Origin of the sequence: Erwinia sp. PsM31, assembly GCF_030433775.1 — a bacterium.
Lineage (GTDB): Bacteria > Pseudomonadota > Gammaproteobacteria > Enterobacterales > Enterobacteriaceae > Erwinia > Erwinia aeris.
Genome location: NZ_JARUWZ010000018.1, coordinates 19,810 through 39,721, shown reverse-complemented (window position 1 = coordinate 39,721; position 19,912 = coordinate 19,810). Strand labels below are relative to the sequence as shown.

Below are 19,912 nucleotides of genomic sequence, written 5' to 3'. Positions count from 1 at the left end.
AGCAAGGCCAGCTTGAGGTTGTTGACAAACTCATATTCTGTCATCAAATTGCGTTCGGGCCGGTGAAAAGCAGCAGAGGCAGATCGGAACACGGACACGCCGTAGATACGTCCCTGTAGGCTCGTTTGGCGCGTCCATGCGCCAAAACGGTCCGCTTATCCGCTCAGCCTCTGCCGCCGTGAAACAGCTGGGTCGCTGTAAAAAACACCAGACTGCATCCGCTATTTAAGTTTGCCTGCAGTCTGAAGCTGGCAGCAAGGCCAGCTTTTATCAGTGTCGCGCCGCGATTAAAAGGCGATATCCACGCCGCCGCGGAAGACCGACTCGTCGCCTTTCTCCGCCACGTGCTTGTCCACTCGCAGGAACAGGCGCGCATCTTTCGCTTTGCCTACGTCCAGCCGCATCCCGTACCACTGAGAATCCCTGTCCAGCGTCATGCCCGGAATGGCGAAGCTGTCGCCTTCAGAACCGGTGCCTGTCCAGCGGGCGTTCACATCCAGCGACGGATTGGTAAAGGCGTGCTGGTGCTCGCCGTAGACGGAAAGCAGCGACCACCATTGATCGACCTCAAGCAGAGGCGCGCTCAGGTTAAGGCCGGTGAGGCCAACGGTGCGGCTGTAACGGGCACTGTCGCCTTGCAGTCCCAGCGCGCCGGCCTCATCGTTAAAGCCGCCGGTATAGAGCTGGCTCAGCTTCATGCCGACATAAGGTTGCAGCGTCAGCCTGTCGTCCAGCGACCAGCGGTAGCCGGTTTTGACCAGCGCCTGCCAGCTGTCGTTGCGCGTTTCTGATGAAGATGAACGCACGCCGTTCAGCAGCAGCACGCGATCGAGATCGGTCTCGCCATGCTGATAGCTCAGGTTGCCCTGCCAGAACCATTCCGGCGTTACGGCATACTGTCCATAAAGCATAACGCCCTGCAAACTGTTGGTGCTGTTGCCGCCGCTGCCTTCGTAGCTGGCCCGGATTTCGCTATCGGTGACGGCCGCGCCTACCCGCAGTCCCGGCACGTCGAAACTGCTGTCCACGCCAATCGCAGTAGTGTTGGTGCGGTAGTGGCTGCCCAGATAACCATCCTGCTGCAAATCGCCGTGCAGCGTGCCCGTTTCCGCCCACATGCCGTAAGGCTTTTGCCGCGCCGGATCGAGGCGGTTATTCAGCAGCTGGTTCTGGTAATCCAGGCTGTTGAAGAGAATAGCATTGCCGCTGGCGTGTGCCTGGCCGGAAAGCGAATCCAGCACCGCTTCAGCCGCCGCGCCGCTGCCGATACGCTGGAAAGCCGCCGCATCCTGCAACAGTTCGGTTTGCTGCGCGGAAAGGCCCGACTGCGTCGACAGCCTGTCGGCCGCCTGCAACGCCCGCTCGACGTTGGCGGCGCTTTGCAGCGTTGCTTTGCCGGTCAGTCCCGCCGCCTGGGCCGCCTGAACGGTATTCACTCGCTGAAAATGTCCGGTAACGCTGTTGGCGCTGTAGGCCACCGTGCCTTTCAGGAAGACGCCGGTATCCACGCTGGTGAACTGTCCGCTGATGCCCTGTCCGCTTTCCAGCAGCGATTCGTTGGTCTGCACAATATAGGTATCGGAAGGCAAGGTAACCTGAAGCGCGCCGTTGAGCGTCGCCGGGCCTGCAACCGTCAGCGGCTGAGAGAGCGTTATCCGCAGCGTGCCGTCGGCGCTCTGCTGATAGCTGCCGACCACGCGCAGCCCGCCAGCGGCGGTGGTTACCACCGTGCCCTGGTTGCTCAGATTACCGTTGATCCGGCCCGAGCCTGCCAGCAGCCCGCTGCCCGTTACGCGCACGTCGCTGGCGACGCTGCCGTCGATAAACAGACTGTTGCTTTCCACCCGTGTTGCGCCGGTGTAGGTGTTATTGCCGCTCAGCGTCAGGCTGCCGCCCGCGTTGCTGGCGCCGCTGACAATCAGGCCGCCGCTGCCGCTGATATCGTTGGCAAACACGTAGCTGCCGTAGGTCAGCGCGGCGGTAAAGTCATCGCCATAAAACATGCCCGGGCCTCGTAACGCCTTATCGACATTCACATTTCCCCAGCCGAAGGTGTTGTTATAGGGCCGCCCGTTGGCGGTGTCCTGGCTGACGCCCGCCACGGCATCGCTGTGGTAATCCGCCGTCGTCAGCAAAGTTTGCTGAAGGTTGTAGCCGGTCATCCACGGAAACTGCGCCGACACACGGGATGCCGCGCCGGTCACGCGAGGTGCGGCGAAAGAAGTGCCGTATTTGCGACCCAGCGTGCCGTTGTCCTGCAGGTAATCCGCATAGCCGGGCGCGGCCAGACACCAGGCGGCGACATCGCCACAGGCGTCAAACACAAACAGCTCCGGCGGACGGCTGCCCTGCGCCACGGTATAGCCAGGCACATAGCCGGTCACGGCGATCAGCCCTTTTTGCAGGCTGGGGTCATTGTAGATTAAAGGGATCTGCGCGTTCGGCGAAGGCGTGGACGTCCCGTTGTTGCCGGTCACCACTACGCCCAACGCGTTAGCGCTGACGATGCTGCTCAGGCTGTCACGCAGCAGATCGTAACGCCCGCTGGTTCTGGCGCTTTGCTGCTGTGCCGTAGTAGCCAGCCTCTCGCTGGAAGCATAAGACATGTTAATTATTTTTACGCCGTTATTGAGCAGCCCGCTGATAGCCTTTTGCGTATCCTGGTAATAAAAAAGGTTATTACTGGAAGCCTGCGCTATCCATAAATCGCTGTCCGGCGCCACGCCGCCGGCAAACGCCCCGCTGGCCAGGCCGGCCGCCGTCAGCGCCACCAACGTGCCGTGCCCTGCCTGACCGTTATTATCGTTCAGGGTCTGGCTGCCGCCGGAAAGATAAGAGGCGAAATGGACGTTGTCATAGTTGATGTCAGAACGACCGGCCGCCAGGCCCGAATCGACAATACCGACTTTAACCTTGCCGTAGGTAACGACTGGCGAAACCGGCATCGGCTCTGGGGTTGGCGCCGAATCGGTAGTCGGCGTCGTCTCGGCTACGGGTTCGGTTGTCGGCGTTGGCGTCGGCGTCGGCGTTGGCGCGGGATTGTTTACAGGCGCCGGCGCCATGTTCAGCGTTTCGCCGCCGCCACCGCCGCCACCACCACCACCACCACCACATCCGACAAGTAATAACGTACTGATTAAAACGGCCAGCACCGATAGCTGAGAAGGTGCCGGAAAGTCAGGAGTCGATCTGATAATGTGCACGAATGTCCTCTTGGATCGTATGAAAGTAGAGCCATCCATGCTTTGATATAAACAGTTTAGATCTTATCTGGAGATATAACAGATATTGATATTTTAATAGATCACACAATTTCCAATTGTCAGAATAGCTGATGTTTAACAGAGGTATTTGTGCGTTAAAGCCGGAGCGGATGACGGGAGGCTAAGATAAAAAAAGCCCACGCGCTGGCGTGGGCTTCTTGTTGACGGCGGCCTCAGATATTGGACAGTATCAGGTGCCGCTGTGCGTGGAGTAGAGCGCGTCCGGTGCCACGTTCATATGCTTGAGCACGGGGCCGATAATATTGCCGAAGACCGGCGCGGCGACCGAGCCGCCAAAGTGATCCCCTGCCGTCGGGTGGTTGATCATAATCACCAGCGCGACCTGAGGATTACTGGCTGGCGCTACGCCCGCGGTATAGTTGATATAGCCGCCGTCATATTTACCGCTCGCGCCCATTTTTTCGGCCGTTCCCGTTTTAATTGCCAGTCGATAGCCCGGTACCGCCGCGCGCACGCCGCTGCCGCCGGGCAGCGCGTCGCTTTCCATCATATGGACCACCGAGCGCACGATATCTTCGTCTGCTACCCGCGTGCCGATCACGGGCGGCGTCACTTTGGTAATCGAAAGCGGACGATAAACGCCGAAAGATCCCAGCGTGGCGTATTCACGCGCTATTTGCAGCGGCGTGACGCGCAGACCATAGCCAAAGGAGAAAGTGGCCCGTTCGATATCGGCCCAGCGTTCACGGTGCAGCGGGAAGTAGCCTACGCTTTCGCCGGTCAGCCCCAGGCCGGTGGGTTTCCCCAGGCCAAAAGAGTGGAAGGTGTTGACCAGCACTTCAGCGGGCATCGCCAGCGCAATATGCGATACGCCGATATCGCTCGATTTTTGCAGGATGCCGGTCATGGTCAGTCGCGGCCAGTGGCCCACGTCGCGGATCAGGTGGCCGTTAACGCGATAAGGCGTGGTATCCAGCACGGAATCCGGGCGCACCAGCTTGCGCGCCAGCCCTTCCATCACCACCAGCGGTTTTACCGTTGAGCCGGGTTCATAGCTGTCGTTAATGGCCGCATTACGCATCTGGTCAGGCGAAACGTTGCTGAAATTATTGGGATTATAGGAAGGATAAGACGCCATCCCCAGAATTTCGCCGGTATCGACTTTAACCAGCACCGCCGCGCCGGAATCGGCTTTATTCAGAAGTACGCCATCGCGCAGCTTAGTGTACAGGGTGTACTGATCGAATTTATCAATGCTGAGCTGCACCGTCGGCGGCTGGCGAGGCGGCTCATAGTTAATCATGGCGATAATATTGCCGTGGGCATCCTGACGATATTTCTCTACGCCTGCCGTGCCCTGCAACACCTTATCAAAACCTTTTTCCAGCCCGTTCAGGCCGCTATTGTCCGCGCCGACAATGCCAAGCAGCGGCGCAGTCGCCTCGCTCATCGGATAGAAGCGGCTGTCGTCATAGACGGTGGAAATGCCGGAAAGATGCAGTTTAGCGATATCTTTAGCGATACCCAGCTCGATTTTATGGCCCAGGTAAAGAAAGCGACGGTTGGGATTGGCTTTGATCTGCCGGGCGATCTCTTCAGGTCGCTGATCCAAAGCGTTAGCCAGATATTCCCATTTCGCGCTGGTAAAATCGGGATTGGCTTCCAGCACGCGCTGCGGATCGGCAATAATATCGCGCGAGGGCACGCTCAGCGCCAGCGCTTCGCCGTTACGATCCAACAGCGTGCCGCGATTAGTCGGAATAGTGACCGTGCGCAGCGAGCGCTCGTCCGCCTGTTTTTCCAGCATAGGATGATTAATCAGCTGCAAATCCCCTACCCAGAGCAACAGCAGCAGCATGGAAACGAACACGCCAAGACAAATCAGGCGAAAGCGAACGGGATGAAACGGCTCCTGGTCTTTAGCCAGTGATTTCTTTAAGCGGGGCATGGCTCTTCTGTCGGCGAATAGCGGATAACTGACCGGGAGTTATACAAAAAATGCAGGGGTGATAACAGGAAAACTGTGTTTCATATCGTGATTATTGCCGTGCGGTTTAGCAAAAGCGTCAGATAAAAAAAACCTGCGCATCTGCGCAGGTCGGTGAAACAAAGTTATTTTGATGTTCACCCATCAATACCTCTGGGACATAAACTGTAGCAACCGGGCCAGCCTGCTCGCCAGCCCACATTCGCAACAGTTACCCGCAAAATGTAACCAGCCATGTGATTTCTATGTGTTTTTGCAACGTTAGTGGGTTGCTGAAAGCTACATCCCGCCTTAGCGGGATGACTGCCGGACTCAGGAAGGAAAGAGAATTTTCAGGATAGCTGGCAGAGTGGGTATGATCTGGGCAAAAATCACGGCGCTGACGCACCAAAAAATAATTGCGTTTTTTGCATCGCTAATTGCCACGTTCAACTTGCGAACCTCTTCTAAAGGGGTGCTGTTATCCCCTTTCAGTTCGTCTCTGAAAACGCCGGGATCCTGCTTTGTCATATAGTTCGACTTGATGACGGCAATATCAATCCGAATGCCCGCTACGTCTTCTTCCAGCTTCCTTACAAGATTTCGCATATTTCCCCCTCTGCCGCCGCTTTTTTCCCAATAGCCGGGAAACGGCACCGCATCCCTTTCAGTTCCATACATAATTTATCCCTCCCTGATAGCTATATCATGGCTATTTTTTAGCCAGACGGCGGGCAACCGGATGATAATCCCTTGAAAGCTTTCAAAACTGCCATCCACTCCAGGACAGCAGAAACGATCTTTACGGTTTTTATCTGTATTGCCCGGTCTGTCAGCAGGCTAATTTTTAATCTTTTTCACTCCATTATCAACAATTATTGGCACTATCAGAGTGGTGCCCGTTTTGTTGCTGGCATCAGACTTCCGTCGCCTTGCAGATTTCTACCAGGCAGCTCATGGCGTTTGGCCCCTGCGTCAGCGACGAGGTGCCGATATCCAGCGTCAGCACGTTGGGATTGCCCGCCTGGTCATACGGCAGCCAGGCTTTGCCAAAACCCGGGTCGAACCAGGCGCCGGTGGCGATCAGCACCACGCTGCGGCTGACGCCGTCCGTAAGCCTGACGCCAGCCAGCATCCGCCCGCGATCGTTGCTGACCTCAATGGTGTCGCCATCGGCAATCCCGCGCGTTTCGGCATCTTCCGGATGCATCCACAGCGTTTCCCTTCCGGCCGTTTTGTTAGCCTGCACCGTCGGCGTCGCATCCATCTGGCTGTGCAGTCGATCGCCAGGCTGCATGGAGATCATATGCAGCGGGAAGCGCTGGCGGATTTCCGCTCCCAGCCACTCCTGCGGCGGCTGCCATTCCGGATGCGGCGCAAAATCCACCAGGCCAAAGCCCGCAATGGTTTCGCTGAACAGCTCAATTTTGCCGCTGGCGGTCTGGATCGGGTTTTGCTGCGGATCCCGGCGAAAATCCTCCATAAAAATAAACGGCTTGTCGCCTTCTGGCACCTCCACGTAGCCCCGTTCCCAGAAAGTCTGGAAATCCGGCCAGTCGACGCCCCGACGCTGGTGCGCCACCCCGCACTGCTGGTAAAGGTGCTCAATCCACTGCGCTTCGTTCCGGTTTTCGGTAAAAGCGTCGCGATAGCCCAGGCGCTCCGCCAGATCGGCAAAAATATCAAAGTCGTTACGCGCCTGATGCTGCGGTTCGATCGCCTGATGCATAGCCAGCACAAAGCGGTCGCGGGACGAGCCGCCGATATCGTTGCGCTCCAGCGAGGTGGTCACCGGCAGCACGATATCCGCCATCTGCGCCGCAGGCGTCCAGACGATATCCTGCACGATAACCGTTTCCGGCTTCTGCCAGCCCTCGACCAGCCGGTTAAGCTGCTGATGATGATGAAACGGATTGCCGCCCGCCCAGTGGATCAGCTGAATATCGGGATAAGTATGGGTTTGGCCCTGGAAAGCGTATGGCTCGCCCGGATGCAGCAGCATATCGCTGATGCGCGCTACCGGGATCGCCTGGTCGGCAATGGGATTGACGCCGGTTGACATCATCGGTGCCGGCCCGTCAATGCGCGGGTTGCCCACGCTGTTCATGGAACCATGTCCAAAAGAGAACCCGGCGCCCGGCAGGCCCGGCTGGCCCAGCATCGACGAGAGCGCGATCATCATCCAGTAAGGCTGTTCGCCGCGATGGGCACGCTGCACGGAATAAGAACTGGTCATAAAACTGCGTTTGCCGATCAGCTGTCTGGCCAACAGTTCAATGCGCGCGGCCGGAATACCGGTGATCTCGCTGGCCCAGCGCGGGGTTTTCGCCACCCCGTCGCTGTCGCCCAGCAGATAGCCACGCAGCTGCGGATAGCCAACGCAGTGCGAAGCCAGAAAAGTGCGATCCGCCGCGCCCAGCCGCTCCACTTCGTACCCCAGCGCCAGCATCAGCGCCACGTCGGTATTAGGTCGGATCGGGATCCATTCGGCGTTAACAAATTCCGGGCAGTCATCCCGCATCGGGCTGATGTTGATCACCGGCGTGCCTTTGGCCGCCAGTTCAAGCAGCGCCGGTTTCAGGCTGTGCTGCCCTGCGCCGCCGGAGGCAACCTGGCCATTTTTCAGCGCCAGCCCGCCAAAGGCGACAAAAATTTCGCAATGTTCTACCACGCTCGGCCAGTCGGTAACGCGACCGGTCAACGGCATATAGGTGCCGATGATATAGGGCAGGAAAAACTGCGCGGCACCCCAGCTGTAGTTGCCCAGCTGATCGACGCCGCCGCCGCCGGTAAAGTAGAAGCGGCGGATCAGCGTGCGGGCATGGTTAACGCGCCCCGCCGAAGACCAGCCGTAAGAACCGTTAAAAATACCGGCGGCGCCGTAGCGATCGCGCACCCGACGGTTTTCTTCCGCCACTAAATCCAGCGCTGTTTCCCAGTCCACCGCCACAAAATCTTCCCGGCCCCGCAGCGTACGGTCGCTTTTCTCGCGCGATTTAAGCCAGGAGCGGCGCACCATCGGCTGACGAATGCGCCGGTCGGAATAGACCAGCTCGGGAATAGTGTTAAGCATTGGCGACGGGTCGCGATCGGCGAAAAAGGGTTCGCAGCGCTGCAGTTTGCCGTTTTCGACAACGGCGGTAAAGGCGCCCCAGTGGGCAAGATGCGGCACTTTTTTTAGAGTCATGGCAGGCAGTCCGGCTGGTGTTCGTGTCAGCCTACAGGCTACCATTTTTCCGGTGCGTTTCAGCAAACTTCTGTGCGGCCGATATGCGGTGGTAAAAGCCCGCTGACCCGGTGCCTGATGCGCTAAAAGCACATTACTGAAGCTGCTCTTTGCATATTTGCAGTGCCTGGACCTGCCGTGCTTTTACACCGAAAGCGGCAAAGCGTTAAGGGAAAGACGGCCCGGTAAAAGGATCCGCCGATAATACCTCGCCTTTTTCATCGGCTTTGCGACATTCGCAGCATTCTGTCTGCTTGAAGTAGCTGGCAATTTCCGCAACACTGGAGCCATGTAAACGTTTACCCTGGAAGGCTTTGTCACTATGGCTACCATTAAGGATGTCGCCAGGCTGGCGGGTGTGTCCGTCGCTACGGTCTCTCGCGTAATTAATAATTCGCCTAAAGCCAGCGACGCTTCTCGCCAGGCCGTTAACAGCGCAATGGAAGAGCTGCAGTATCATCCCAACGCTAACGCTCGCGCGCTGGCGCAGCAGTCAACGGAAACCATGGGGCTGGTCGTCGGCGACGTTTCCGATCCCTTTTTCGGCGCGCTGGTCAAGGCGGTCGAGCAGGTCGCCTACGGCACCGGCAACTTTTTGCTGATTGGCAACGGTTATCACAATGAGCAAAAAGAGCGCCAGGCGATTGAACAGCTGATCCGGCACCGCTGCGGCGCGCTGGTGGTGCATACAAAAAAAATCCCGGACGCCGACCTGATCCCTCTGATGAAGCAGATCCCCGGCATGGTATTGATTAACCGTGCGCTGCCGGGTTTTGAAAAGCGCTGCATTGCGCTGGACGATCGCTACGGCTCGTGGCTGGCAACGCGCCATCTAATCCAACAGGGCCATCAGAACATCGCTTTTATCTGCTCAAACCACCCTATTTCCGATGCGGACGAGCGGCTGCAGGGCTATTACGACGCGCTGAAGGAGCACAATCTGCCGGGCAGCGATCGCCTGGTCGCGTTTGGCGAACCGGATGAGATCGGCGGCGAACAGGCGATGACGGAGCTGCTGGGGCGCGGCAAAGCCTTTAGCGCCGTAGCCTGCTATAACGATTCAATGGCGGCGGGCGCGCTGGCGGTACTCAGCGATAACGGCGTGCGGGTGCCGGAAGAGATGTCGCTGATTGGTTTTGATGATGTGCTGGTATCGCGCTATGTCCGCCCGAGGCTGACCACGGTGCGCTACCCTATCGTCACCATGGCGCAGCAGGCAGCGGAGCTGGCGTTAGCGCTGGCTAATAACCAGCCGCTGCCGGAGGTGACCAATCTGTTCAGTCCGACGCTGGTGCGCCGCCATTCGGTCGGCTCGCCGGACTGATGCTTACGTCTCCAGCGCCAGCAGCTCCTGAACGGTCTGCGCGCGGCGGATCTGGCGCGGCTGGCCGTTTTCAAACAGCACTTCCGGCAGCAGCGGGCGGCTGTTGTAGTTAGAGGACATCGACGCGCCGTAAGCGCCGGTATCATGAAATATCAGATAGTCGCCCGGCCTGACGTGCGGCAGCGCGCGGGTTTCGACTTTGCCGCCTTCCTGCTGGGTGAAAACGTCGCCGGATTCGCACAGCGGCCCCGCCACCACGGTGTCAATCGTCCGGCTCTCTTGCAGATCGCGTCCATCACCGGCAATGGCGGAGATATGATGATAGCTGCCATACATCGCCGGACGCATCAGATCGTTAAAACCGGCGTCCACCAGCACGAAGTGGCGGCTGCCCATCTGTTTAACGGCGCGCACTTCAGACACCAGCACGCCAGATTCCGCCACCAGAAAGCGTCCCGGTTCAATTTCCAGCTTCACCGCATGGCCTAAATGCTGCGCCACTCGCTGGCGCGCCGCATCCCACAGCCCAAAGTAGTGAGCGGTATCGATCGCTTCTTCGCCAAAACGGTAAGGAATGGAAAGCCCGCCGCCGGCTGAGATCGCCTCCACATCCTGTCCGAAGTCGATAACCAGCCTGACCATCGCGTCGCAAACCTGCTCCAGATGACCATAATCCACGCCCGATCCAATATGCATATGGATGCCGACCAGCTGCAGCCGATGCTGCCGGATAGCGGCCAGCGCCAGCTGAAGATCGCCGTGCCAGATCCCGTGCTTGCTGTTTTCACCGCCGGTATTGGTTTTCTGGCTGTGGCCGTGACCAAACCCCGGATTAACGCGCAGCCAAACCTTATGGCCCGGCGACACTTCGCCCAGCTGATGCAGCATATCAACTGAACCGGCATTCACCGGGATCGCAAGCTCTGCCAGACGGGCAAGCGTAGGCGCATCCAGCAGATCGGCCGTAAAGACGATCTCTTCCCCGCCGGGCTGAAAGCCTGCCGCCAGCGCACGCTCCACTTCTCCCAGCGAAACCGAATCAACGCGAACGCCCGCTGCGCGCATCAGCTTAAGGATATGAACGTTAGAGCAGGCTTTTTGCGCAAAACGCACCACGTCAAACTGTTGCAGCTGCGCGATACGGTCGGCAATGACATCGGCATCATAAGCCCAGACGGGGCCGCCATACTGGCGCGCCAGCTGGAGCAAATTGTCACGGTTCAGAGCGGTTTCAGTGGTGTTCAGCGGGCGTGGCATCGGGCTTTCTCCTGTCAGTAATAGCGTTATTACGCCATAGCGACAGCGGGATGAAAAATATCTGTTTTAGCGAAGTCTATTCATTCATGATATGAATTAGTCTTTTTGCGGGGGTTTTTATGGCTGGCATCACGCTGCGGCATATCGAAATTTTTCATGCGGTTGTTACCACCGGCAATCTGACCGAAGCGGCGGTCATGCTGCATACCTCGCAGCCCACGGTCAGCCGCGAACTGGCCAGGCTGGAAAAGCTGACCGGCCTGAAGCTGTTCGATCGCATCCGGGGCCGTCTGCACCCTACCGTTCAGGGACTGAAGCTGTTTGAGGAAGTGCAGCGGTCCTGGTACGGTCTGGACAGGATTATCAACGCGGCCGAAAGCCTGCGCCAGTTTCGCCAGGGCGAGCTGTCTGTGGCCTGTCTGCCCGTGTTTTCCCAGTCGCTGCTTCCCCTGCTCTGCCAGCCCTTTTTGCAGCGTTATCCCGACGTCAGTTTGAATATCATTCCGCAGGAGTCGCCGCTGCTGGAAGAGTGGCTGTCGGCGCAGCGTTACGATTTAGGCTTAACGGAAACCGGCCAGACGCCGGCCGGCACGGAACGCAGCGTAATCTTTACCGGTAATGAGGTTTGCGTGCTGCCGCAGGACGACGCGCTGGCGGAAAAAAGCTGCCTGACGCCGCAGGATTTCGCCGGGAGAAACTTTATCAGCCTGTCGCAAACGGACAGCTATCGTCAGTTACTGGATCAGCTATTCAGCGAGCAGGGCGTTCAGCGCAGAATGGTGATGGAGACGCACAGCGCGGCCTCGGTTTGTGCGATGGTAAGAGCGGGCGTGGGCGTTTCGATAGTCAATCCGCTCACGGCGCTGGACTATGCGGGCAACGGCGTGGCGATCCGCCGCTTCAGCATTGCGGTGCCTTTTACCGTCAGCCTGATCCGGCCGCAGCACCGCCCCGGCTCGGCGCTGGTTGACGCGTTCAGTCTGCATCTGCGCGAGCATAGCAGCCTGTTCAACCAGCGCCTCGCGGCATTACTGGCTTAAGCGCGCGCCGCCTGCTGCTGGCCGCGCGGGCGGCGGAAGGTCAGCAGGCAAATGAGCAGGCCCATAACGGCCAGTACGGCCGCTGCGACCGGCACGGAAGTCAGCCCGTAACCGCCGTCAATCACTGCACCGCCCGCCCATGCGCCAAACGCGTTGCCGACGTTAAACGCAGAGATATTCAGCGTAGACACAAGGTTCGGCGCCTCTTTGCCGTGGCGAACCACGTTGATTTGCAGTCCCGGCACGGTAGAGAACGTTGCCATCGCCCATAAAAACAGGGTGATTTCCGCCAGCCACAGCGCATGGCTGGTCCAGCTAAAGGCGAGCGAAAACAGCGCGATCAGCGAGAAGCTGAGGATCAGGCTAAAAGAGACTTTCCAGTCGGCCAGCCTGCCGCCCAGGATATTGCCGACGGTCAGGCCGCCGCCGATTAAAAACAGCGTCCAGCTGACGCCTTTGTTGCTGATGCCGGTAACCTGGAGCAGCAGTGGCGCAATATAGCTGAACAGCGCAAACATGGCGGCGGCGAAAAACACCGTCATCAGCAGCGACAGCCACAGCTTGCCGTTAGCCAGCGCGCTGACCTCGCTGGCCAGATGTACCGGCTTTTCGTTGCGGTTGGTGGGCAGGCTGACGATCAGCGCAATAAAGGCCAGAACGCCAATCACCGCCACGCCCCAGAAGGTGGCGCGCCAGCCAAACAGCTGGCCGAACCAGGTACCCAACGGCACGCCCAGCACGTTAGCCAGCGTTAAGCCGGTAAACATCAGCGCCACGGCGGAAGCCTGCTTGTCGGGCGCGACCAGGCTGGCGGCTACCACGGCGCCAATGCCGAAAAATGCGCCGTGACAAAGCGCGGTGATCACCCGAGCCATCATCAACAGGTTGTAGCTGTAAGCCAGCGCGCAAAGCACGTTGCCGACTATAAAGATCGACATCAGCAAGATCAGCGTCTTTTTACGCGGCAGCTTAGCCGTGAGCAGCGCCATAATCGGTGCGCCGATCGCCACGCCCAGCGCATAGCCGCTGATTAACCAGCCCGCCGAAGGGATCGTTACGCCGAGATCGCCTGCCACTTCCGGCAGCAGGCCCATAATAACGAATTCCGTGGTGCCTATAGCAAAAGCGCTCAGCGCCAGCGCCAGTAAAGAAACGGGCATCTCATCTTCTCCAGAAAAAATTATCTTTCCGCCGACAGCGGTCGACAGGCAAAAAAAGGGCGGGGAAAGTATTACATAATGTGAATTTTGATCTGCATCACATCAGAGATTAAAGCACAGCTCATCAGGGACTTATACCCCTTCTCAGGCAACAATCTCTTGCCTGAAAGGCAATAATCACCGCCGACTGACCGTCAGATCCACCGATTTTAGCCTTTCCGGCGCGTTTTCGGGCCTCGCGGTTTGTCTATACTTGAGGAAAATACGCCGCTACTTTAGTAAATAATGGTCGTGTTTTGCGCGCATTGAGACGGTACTCATTACGGAAAATTATCAATTATCTGATAATCATTTGACGCGGAGTGAGGTTAAATAGGTAAAGTTTTCCGAGTGTTGGCCGATACCTCGATGATGGATGCAACGGGCGTTTATTGAGCTGTGCTTGATCGATTCATTACCGAGGAGCAAAGATGCGACTGGCTATTTGCCTGCTGACGCTGAGTATCACCGGGTGCTCAGTAGGAAAATATGAGTACAGCAGCGAAGCAGAGAAGCGTGTGGATATGACCGTTACCGGCATTCCGACCATTCTGGGCGTGGGCACGCTGGGCACCACTATTCCGCTGACCGCCGATTACAGCCTGACGGCGGCGCACGTGGCGAAATATTCGCTTTATCGCGTTAAGTCGCGCCATCCTGAATGCGACCTGGCGGTGGTTTACCATAAAAACGGCAACGTTCCCGCGCCGCGCTTCCGTAACGGCTTTATGGGCGACAAAATCAATCTGTATGGCTACAGCTTTATCTCTGCCATGCCGGTGGCCTCAACCGGCACCAATCTGGTGAATACCGGCCTGAAGAACGACTGGAACAAGCTGAGCTGCGTCGTGGTGGCTTCCGACGCGGGCGTGGTGCAGGGCATGTCCGGCGGCGCGGTCTATAACGCGTCCGATGACTCCGTGGCAGGCGTTATCGTTGGCTATTCCAACCGCATTAACGATATTAAAACCGGTAAAACGCTGTATAAAAACGTCTCGCTGTACGTGCCCTACGCGCGCTTTAAGGATTGGCTGGACGAGGCGATAAAATCGTAACGGCATGGCGGCTTACTCCGCTGGCGCAGGAGCTTATCGCTATTTCGACATGAAGGGCGATGGTGGTCAAAGAGCGGCACCGGACGCGCTGGCGGCTCCAGTAACAAACCGGTTTTGCGCAGGTAAACATTACGTACTTTATTCCAGCGCAGGCTTTAGCCCAGAGAAGAGCAAAATCCGTCATTTTGATGGGGACTTCCCGGAACCGTTCAGGCCATCGCCAGCTCCCGCCTGAAATCAGCCATAAAAAAGGGGCGACAAGTCGCCCCTTAATTCCACAGCCGTTGCTTATTTTCCTGACGGACGCAGCGCCGGGAACAGGATCACGTCGCGAATGGTGTGGCTGTTGGTAAACAGCATCACCATACGGTCGATACCAATGCCCAGGCCTGCGGTTGGCGGCAGGCCGTGCTCCAGCGCCGTTACGTAGTCTTCGTCGTAGAACATCGCTTCGTCGTCGCCCGCATCCTTGGCGTTAACCTGCTGCAGGAAGCGTTCAGCCTGATCCTGCGCGTCGTTCAGCTCGGAGAAGCCGTTACCGATTTCACGGCCGCCGATAAAGAACTCGAAGCGGTCGGTAATTTCCGGGTTAACGTCGTTGCGGCGAGCCAGCGGCGACACTTCGGCCGGATATTCGGTGATAAAGGTCGGCTGGATCAGATGGCTTTCCGCCGTCTCTTCGAAGATTTCCGTTACCACGCGGCCCAGACCCCAGCTCTTCTCAACCTTGATGCCCAGCGACTGCGCGATAGCGCAGGCTTTGTCAAAATCATCCAGGTCGGCCAGATCGGTTTCCGGACGGTATTTCTGAATGGCTTCTTTCATCGTCAGTTTGTCGAACGGCTTGCCGAAGTCGAACTCCTGATCGCCGTAAGGCACTACCGTGGTGCCCAGCACGTCCTGCGCCAGCGTACGGAACAGGCTTTCGGTCAGTTCGATCAGATCCTTGTAGTCCGCATAGGCCATATAGAGTTCCATCATGGTGAACTCTGGGTTATGGCGCGGCGAGATCCCTTCGTTACGGAAGTTACGGTTGATCTCGAAGACGCGATCGAAGCCGCCGACCACCAGGCGCTTCAGGTAAAGCTCGGGCGCGATGCGCAGATACATGTCAATATCCAGCGCGTTATGATGGGTGATAAACGGACGGGCAGACGCGCCGCCGGGGATCACCTGCATCATTGGCGTTTCCACTTCCATAAAGTCGCGGCCGACCATAAAGCTGCGGATGCCCGCCATGATCTGCGAACGAATTTTAAAGGTTTTGCGCGAGTCGTCGTTGGAGATCAGATCCAGATAGCGCTGGCGATAGCGGGTTTCCTGATCGGCCAGGCCGTGGAACTTATCCGGCAGCGGACGCAGCGCTTTGGTCAGCAGACGCAGTTCACTACAGTGGATAGAGAGCTCGCCGGTTTTGGTTTTAAACAGCTTGCCGCGAGCGCCGACGATATCGCCGAGATCCCACTTTTTAAACTGTTCGTTGTAAATGCCTTCCGCCAGATCGTCGCGAGAAACATACAGCTGGATGCGGCCACCTACGTCCTGCAGCGTAACAAAGGATGCCTTGCCCATAATACGGCGCGTCATCATTCGTCCCGCCACGCTGACTTCTACGCCCAGCGCTTCCAGCTCTTCATTCTCTTTCGCGTCATATTCTGCGTGCAGCTTGTCGGAAAGGCTGTCGCGACGGAAATCGTTGGGAAATGCCACGCCGTTCTCACGCAGCGCGCTCAGCTTTTCGCGACGCGCTTTCAGTTCATTATTCAGCTCAAGTGCGGCGTCGGCGCCCTGCGGTTGTTGTTCTGACATGTCAGTTCCTTATAGCCCTGCTTTCAAACTTGCTTCAATAAATCGGTCCAGATCGCCGTCCAGCACCGCCTGAGTATTACGGGTTTCCACGCCGGTGCGCAGATCCTTGATGCGTGAATCGTCCAGCACGTAGGAGCGGATCTGGCTGCCCCAGCCGATATCGGATTTGTTATCTTCCAGCGACTGTTTCTCAGCGTTTTTCTTCTGCATTTCCAGCTCGTACAGCTTCGCCTTCATCTGCTTCATCGCCTGGTCTTTGTTCTTATGCTGAGAACGGTCGTTCTGGCACTGGGTCACCGTACCGGTTGGAATATGGGTGATACGCACCGCCGATTCCGTACGGTTAACGTGCTGACCACCGGCGCCGGAAGCGCGGTAAACGTCAATACGCAGGTCGGCCGGGTTGATCTCGATATCGATATCGTCATCCACTTCCGGGTAGACAAACGCGGAGCTGAAAGAGGTATGACGACGACCGCCGGAGTCGAACGGGCTTTTACGCACCAGACGATGCACGCCGGTTTCGGTACGCAGCCAGCCGAAAGCGTAATCGCCGCTGATGCGCAGCGTGGCGGATTTAGTACCGGCTACTTCGCCTTCGGACTCTTCGATCACTTCCGTTTTAAAGCCTTTCGCTTCGGCCCAGCGCAGGTACATACGCACCAGCATACTGGCCCAGTCCTGCGCTTCCGTACCGCCGGAGCCGGCCTGAATATCGATATAGCAGTCCGCGCCGTCGTATTCGCCGGAGAACATGCGGCGGAACTCCAGATCGGCGAGCTTTTTATCCAGCCCGTCCAGCTCGGCAACCGCTTCGTTGAAGGTTTCTTCGTCGTCCGCTTCTACCGCCAGCTCCAGCAGGCCGGCAACATCTTCCAGCCCCTGGCTCAGCTGATCCAGCGTTTCTACTACCGCTTCCAGCGCGGAACGCTCTTTGCCCAGCGCCTGCGCGCGTTCAGGCTCGTTCCAGACGTCCGGCTGTTCCAGCTCGGCGTTAACTTCTTCTAAGCGCTCTTTCTTGGCATCGTAGTCAAAGATACCCCCTGAGAACGCTGCTGCGCTCAGTGAGATCCTGAATTCGGTTCTTTACCGGATTAATTTCAAACATGATTTAGATCTTCAAAAGTCTGCAATGTAACTACGCAGTTTAAACGAATTTGCGGGGAGTTTGTAGCGTTAGCGCGGCAGCAGTTTACCGCAGCCAATCCCTTAGTCGGAAGGCGCACCGGCGCTGGTTACGCTTGTTGACGCTTAACCGGCAGAAGCTGGGGGCTCGGGCGGATATTCTGCCACTAACGAAGCCAGAGGAATGTTAAACATCTTATGCAGCCTGCGGATCATCGGCAGCGTCAGCGTTCGTTTATAATTCAGCACCTCATAAACGCGATTTTTGAGACCGATTGCCGGCACCAGATCGTTGGCGGTCATTCCCATTTGCTCCATGCGAAATTTAATGGCCGCGACTGGATCCGGCGCTTCAATGGGATAATGCTCCTGCTCATATTTTTCTATAAGCAAAATAGTCACTTCCAGAAAATCTGCCGCCTCTGAGCCGGGTTCAGGTTCATTATCAAAAAGCGGCGAAACCGCAGCCAGCGCATAGTGATAATCTTCTTCAGTGCGAATAGGTTTGATTTGATACTTTGTCATAGCTCCACCGTCTTAGCGTCAATGTCGTTATATTGGGCGTGGGTTCCAACAAACTTCACGTATACCGCCTGAAAGCGGTAAGCCACAGCGGCTATTAACCGATAGTCGTTACCCTTTATCTCGAATATCACCCGGTTTTTCGCCACAAAATCGGCTGACGGATAGCGCCTCTTTATATCCTGTGGCGTCCGCCAGGTCGCTTTTCTGACTTCATCAACCCAGGCCTTAAGCGGTTGCTCAGCCTGATTGTGGAGGGTCCAGAATTCCCGTAATGGCGCTACCGCGATAATCTTCATGTCCCCTCCCTGGGTAAACATTCGCCTTGACTATACCAGTCCCATTTTGGGACTGCAAGATAATGAAAAGCGCTTACTTATTACGCTATCCCTCTGCCATGACAAATCACAACCTCTTCCTGACTGAGTAAGACTTGCCTGTTCAGGCTACAGCGGCCAGAGATGCTCGATAATCAGCTGCACGCTGCGGTTGCCGCGAAACTCGTTGATATCCAGCTTGTAGGCCAGCTCTACCTGCTTCACGCTGGGATCGGGCCAGAGCGCGGTATCAATATTGAAAGCGATACCGTCCAGCAGCGGCCCGCCGCCCAGCGGCTCCAGCATGACCTTCAGATGACGCTCGCCCACCAGCCGCTGCTGGATCAGCTTAAATTTGCCGTCAAACTGCGGTTCGGGAAACGCCTGCCCCCATGGCCCGGCTTCACGCAGCAGCTCTGCGGTGGGCAACGTCAGCTCCTGCGCCATCAGCTGGCCGTCTGACCAGACCACGCCCTGCAAAGACTCTTCGCTGAGCCATTCGCCGATTAGCTCGCCAAAGCGCTGGCGGAATTCATCGAACTTTTCTGCCTCCAGCGACAGGCCCGCCGCCATCGCGTGGCCGCCAAACTTGATAATCAGGCCGGGATAGAGCGTATCCAGCCGCTCAAGCGCGTCACGCATATGCAGCCCGCTGATGGAGCGTCCCGACCCTTTCAGCGTGCCGTCACCGGCGGGCGCAAAGGCGATAACCGGACGGTGAAAGCGCTCTTTCAGCCGCGAAGCCAGGATGCCGACCACGCCCTGGTGCCATTCCGGATGGTACATGGCGATACCAAGCGGCAGCGCTTCGCTGCTGCGCTCCAGCGCATCGCACAACGCCAGCGCTTCCGTCTGCATCCCCTGCTCTATCTCTTTGCGCGTCTGGTTCAGCGCATCCAGCTCGCTGGCCAGCATGCGCGCCTGGGCGATGTCTTCGCTAAGCAACAGCGCGACGCCGACCGACATATCGTCCAGCCGTCCGGCAGCGTTGAGACGCGGCCCCAGCGCAAAACCCAGGTCGCTGGCGGCAAGCTGGCGCGCGTCGCGATTGGCGATTTCCAGCAGCGCCCGGATGCCGACGCGGCATTTGCCGGCGCGAATACGGCTCAGCCCTTGCCAGACCAGGATGCGGTTGTTGGCGTCCAGCGGCACCACGTCCGCCACCGTGCCCAGCGCCACCAGATCCAGCAGCTCGGCCAGGTTTGGCAGCGTGGCGACGCCGCTGTCGCGCAGCCGCGCGCGCAGCGCCAGCATCAGATAAAACGCGACGCCCACGCCCGCCAGCGTGCGTGAAGGAAACTCGCTGTCCGCCAGGTTAGGATTAACAATCGCTTCCGCATCCGGCAGCGTATCGCCGGGGAGGTGGTGATCGGTGATCACTACGGCGATGCCTTTTTCGTGCGCCAGCGCGACGCCAGCATGGGAAGAAATGCCGTTATCCACGGTCATAATCAGCTGCGCACCGCGCGCCGCCGCCTGCTCCACCACTTCCGGACTCAGGCCGTAGCCATCGTCAAACCGGTTTGGCACCAGATATTTGATATTGCGGCCGCCCATGCTGCGTAAAGCCAGCACGGTCAGCGCAGTGCTGGTGGCGCCGTCGGCGTCGAAATCGCCAACGATCATAATGCACAGGTTATCGGCAATGGCCTTTTGCAGGATCTCTGCCGCCCGCTCAATGCCGCTGAGCGAGTGAAACGCGTGAAGATTTTTGGCACCGCGCTCCAGCTCCACGGCCTGCTTAACGCCCCGATGCGCATAGAGGCGACGCAGCAGAGGATGGAGATCCTCCGGCAGCTCGCACGCCTGCGCCGCCACGCGGCGGCGTAATTCGGTTTTTCCTTTCAC

The 19,912-nt window shown here is 57.9% G+C and carries 14 protein-coding genes; 3 read left to right on the top strand and 11 right to left on the bottom strand.

Annotated elements, in window-relative coordinates:
• Window positions 1-287 precede the first annotated feature (287 nt).
• From QCD69_RS14540 to QCD69_RS14525, 4 genes are all read right to left on the bottom strand, one after another.
• Complete coding sequence (locus QCD69_RS14540; RefSeq protein ID WP_301252529.1) at window positions 288-3,203, bottom strand: S8 family serine peptidase; 2,916 nt, start codon at window positions 3,201-3,203, stop codon at window positions 288-290.
• 250 nt (window positions 3,204-3,453) lie between these two features.
• On the bottom strand, window positions 3,454-5,172 hold the full coding sequence (locus QCD69_RS14535) for a penicillin-binding transpeptidase domain-containing protein (RefSeq protein WP_301252527.1): 1,719 nt from the start codon (window positions 5,170-5,172) through the stop codon (window positions 3,454-3,456).
• A gap of 351 nt (window positions 5,173-5,523) precedes the next feature.
• Entirely contained in the window at window positions 5,524-5,871 is a 348-nt protein-coding gene (locus tag QCD69_RS14530; RefSeq protein ID WP_301252526.1) for a hypothetical protein, read from the bottom strand.
• A gap of 235 nt (window positions 5,872-6,106) precedes the next feature.
• Window positions 6,107-8,377, bottom strand: coding sequence for a molybdopterin guanine dinucleotide-containing S/N-oxide reductase (locus tag QCD69_RS14525; RefSeq protein ID WP_301252525.1), 2,271 nt, complete (start codon window positions 8,375-8,377; stop codon window positions 6,107-6,109).
• Between the two features lie 361 nt (window positions 8,378-8,738).
• Here QCD69_RS14525 and galR point away from each other — a divergent pair, with 361 nt between their 5' ends.
• On the top strand, window positions 8,739-9,740 hold the full coding sequence (gene galR / locus QCD69_RS14520; protein WP_125287364.1) for an HTH-type transcriptional regulator GalR: 1,002 nt from the start codon (window positions 8,739-8,741) through the stop codon (window positions 9,738-9,740).
• Window positions 9,741-9,743: 3 nt separating this feature from the next.
• Here galR and lysA read toward each other — a convergent pair whose 3' ends face one another.
• Window positions 9,744-10,997 (bottom strand): diaminopimelate decarboxylase, encoded by a 1,254-nt coding sequence (gene lysA / locus QCD69_RS14515; protein WP_301252523.1) that lies wholly within the window; start codon window positions 10,995-10,997, stop codon window positions 9,744-9,746.
• Between the two features lie 119 nt (window positions 10,998-11,116).
• Between lysA and QCD69_RS14510 the strand changes: the two genes are divergently transcribed.
• Window positions 11,117-12,037, top strand: a complete 921-nt coding sequence (locus QCD69_RS14510; protein WP_253458691.1) for a LysR family transcriptional regulator — start codon at window positions 11,117-11,119, stop codon at window positions 12,035-12,037.
• Here the strand turns inward: QCD69_RS14510 and QCD69_RS14505 are convergent.
• Window positions 12,034-13,197 (bottom strand): MFS transporter, encoded by a 1,164-nt coding sequence (locus tag QCD69_RS14505; RefSeq protein WP_253458688.1) that lies wholly within the window; start codon window positions 13,195-13,197, stop codon window positions 12,034-12,036. The genes QCD69_RS14510 and QCD69_RS14505 overlap by 4 nt on opposite strands.
• Before the next feature lie 470 nt (window positions 13,198-13,667).
• On the opposite strand from QCD69_RS14505, the gene QCD69_RS14500 reads away from it, so the two are divergent.
• Window positions 13,668-14,291: a serine protease gene (locus QCD69_RS14500; protein WP_253458685.1), complete on the top strand. Its 624-nt coding sequence runs from the start codon at window positions 13,668-13,670 to the stop codon at window positions 14,289-14,291.
• Window positions 14,292-14,579: 288 nt separating this feature from the next.
• Here the strand turns inward: QCD69_RS14500 and lysS are convergent, their stop codons facing one another.
• The 5 genes from lysS to recJ all read right to left on the bottom strand — a co-directional run bounded on the left by lysS (window position 14,580) and on the right by recJ (window position 19,912).
• Entirely contained in the window at window positions 14,580-16,100 is a 1,521-nt protein-coding gene (gene lysS, locus QCD69_RS14495; protein ID WP_253458682.1) for a lysine--tRNA ligase, read from the bottom strand.
• A 9-nt stretch (window positions 16,101-16,109) separates the two neighbouring features.
• Window positions 16,110-17,208, bottom strand: a protein-coding gene (prfB, locus tag QCD69_RS14490) for a peptide chain release factor 2 (RefSeq protein WP_125287358.1) whose coding sequence is annotated in 2 segments (ribosomal slippage) — window positions 16,110-17,132 and window positions 17,134-17,208 — 1,098 coding nt in all. Because the reading frame shifts where the segments join, the coding sequence is not laid out codon by codon here.
• A gap of 143 nt (window positions 17,209-17,351) precedes the next feature.
• A complete protein-coding gene (locus tag QCD69_RS14485) occupies window positions 17,352-17,750 on the bottom strand; it encodes a helix-turn-helix domain-containing protein (protein WP_253458680.1) in 399 nt (132 codons plus the stop codon).
• Window positions 17,747-18,046, bottom strand: coding sequence for a type II toxin-antitoxin system HigB family toxin (locus QCD69_RS14480; RefSeq protein ID WP_301252521.1), 300 nt, complete (start codon window positions 18,044-18,046; stop codon window positions 17,747-17,749). The genes QCD69_RS14485 and QCD69_RS14480 overlap by 4 nt, the downstream gene beginning before the upstream one ends.
• A 147-nt stretch (window positions 18,047-18,193) precedes the next feature.
• Complete coding sequence (recJ, locus tag QCD69_RS14475; protein ID WP_301252520.1) at window positions 18,194-19,912, bottom strand: single-stranded-DNA-specific exonuclease RecJ; 1,719 nt, start codon at window positions 19,910-19,912, stop codon at window positions 18,194-18,196.

Coding starts and splice junctions, on each gene's coding strand:
- lysA (WP_301252523.1), bottom strand. CDS start 10,997: ATGCCACGCCCGCTGAACACCACTGAAACCGCTCTGAACCGTGACAAT.
- QCD69_RS14535 (WP_301252527.1), bottom strand. CDS start 5,172: ATGCCCCGCTTAAAGAAATCACTGGCTAAAGACCAGGAGCCGTTTCAT.
- QCD69_RS14485 (WP_253458680.1), bottom strand. CDS start 17,750: ATGACAAAGTATCAAATCAAACCTATTCGCACTGAAGAAGATTATCAC.
- galR (WP_125287364.1), top strand. CDS start 8,739: ATGGCTACCATTAAGGATGTCGCCAGGCTGGCGGGTGTGTCCGTCGCT.
- QCD69_RS14530 (WP_301252526.1), bottom strand. CDS start 5,871: ATGTATGGAACTGAAAGGGATGCGGTGCCGTTTCCCGGCTATTGGGAA.
- QCD69_RS14480 (WP_301252521.1), bottom strand. CDS start 18,046: ATGAAGATTATCGCGGTAGCGCCATTACGGGAATTCTGGACCCTCCAC.
- QCD69_RS14505 (WP_253458688.1), bottom strand. CDS start 13,197: ATGCCCGTTTCTTTACTGGCGCTGGCGCTGAGCGCTTTTGCTATAGGC.
- QCD69_RS14510 (WP_253458691.1), top strand. CDS start 11,117: ATGGCTGGCATCACGCTGCGGCATATCGAAATTTTTCATGCGGTTGTT.
- QCD69_RS14500 (WP_253458685.1), top strand. CDS start 13,668: ATGCGACTGGCTATTTGCCTGCTGACGCTGAGTATCACCGGGTGCTCA.
- lysS (WP_253458682.1), bottom strand. CDS start 16,100: ATGTCAGAACAACAACCGCAGGGCGCCGACGCCGCACTTGAGCTGAAT.
- QCD69_RS14525 (WP_301252525.1), bottom strand. CDS start 8,377: ATGACTCTAAAAAAAGTGCCGCATCTTGCCCACTGGGGCGCCTTTACC.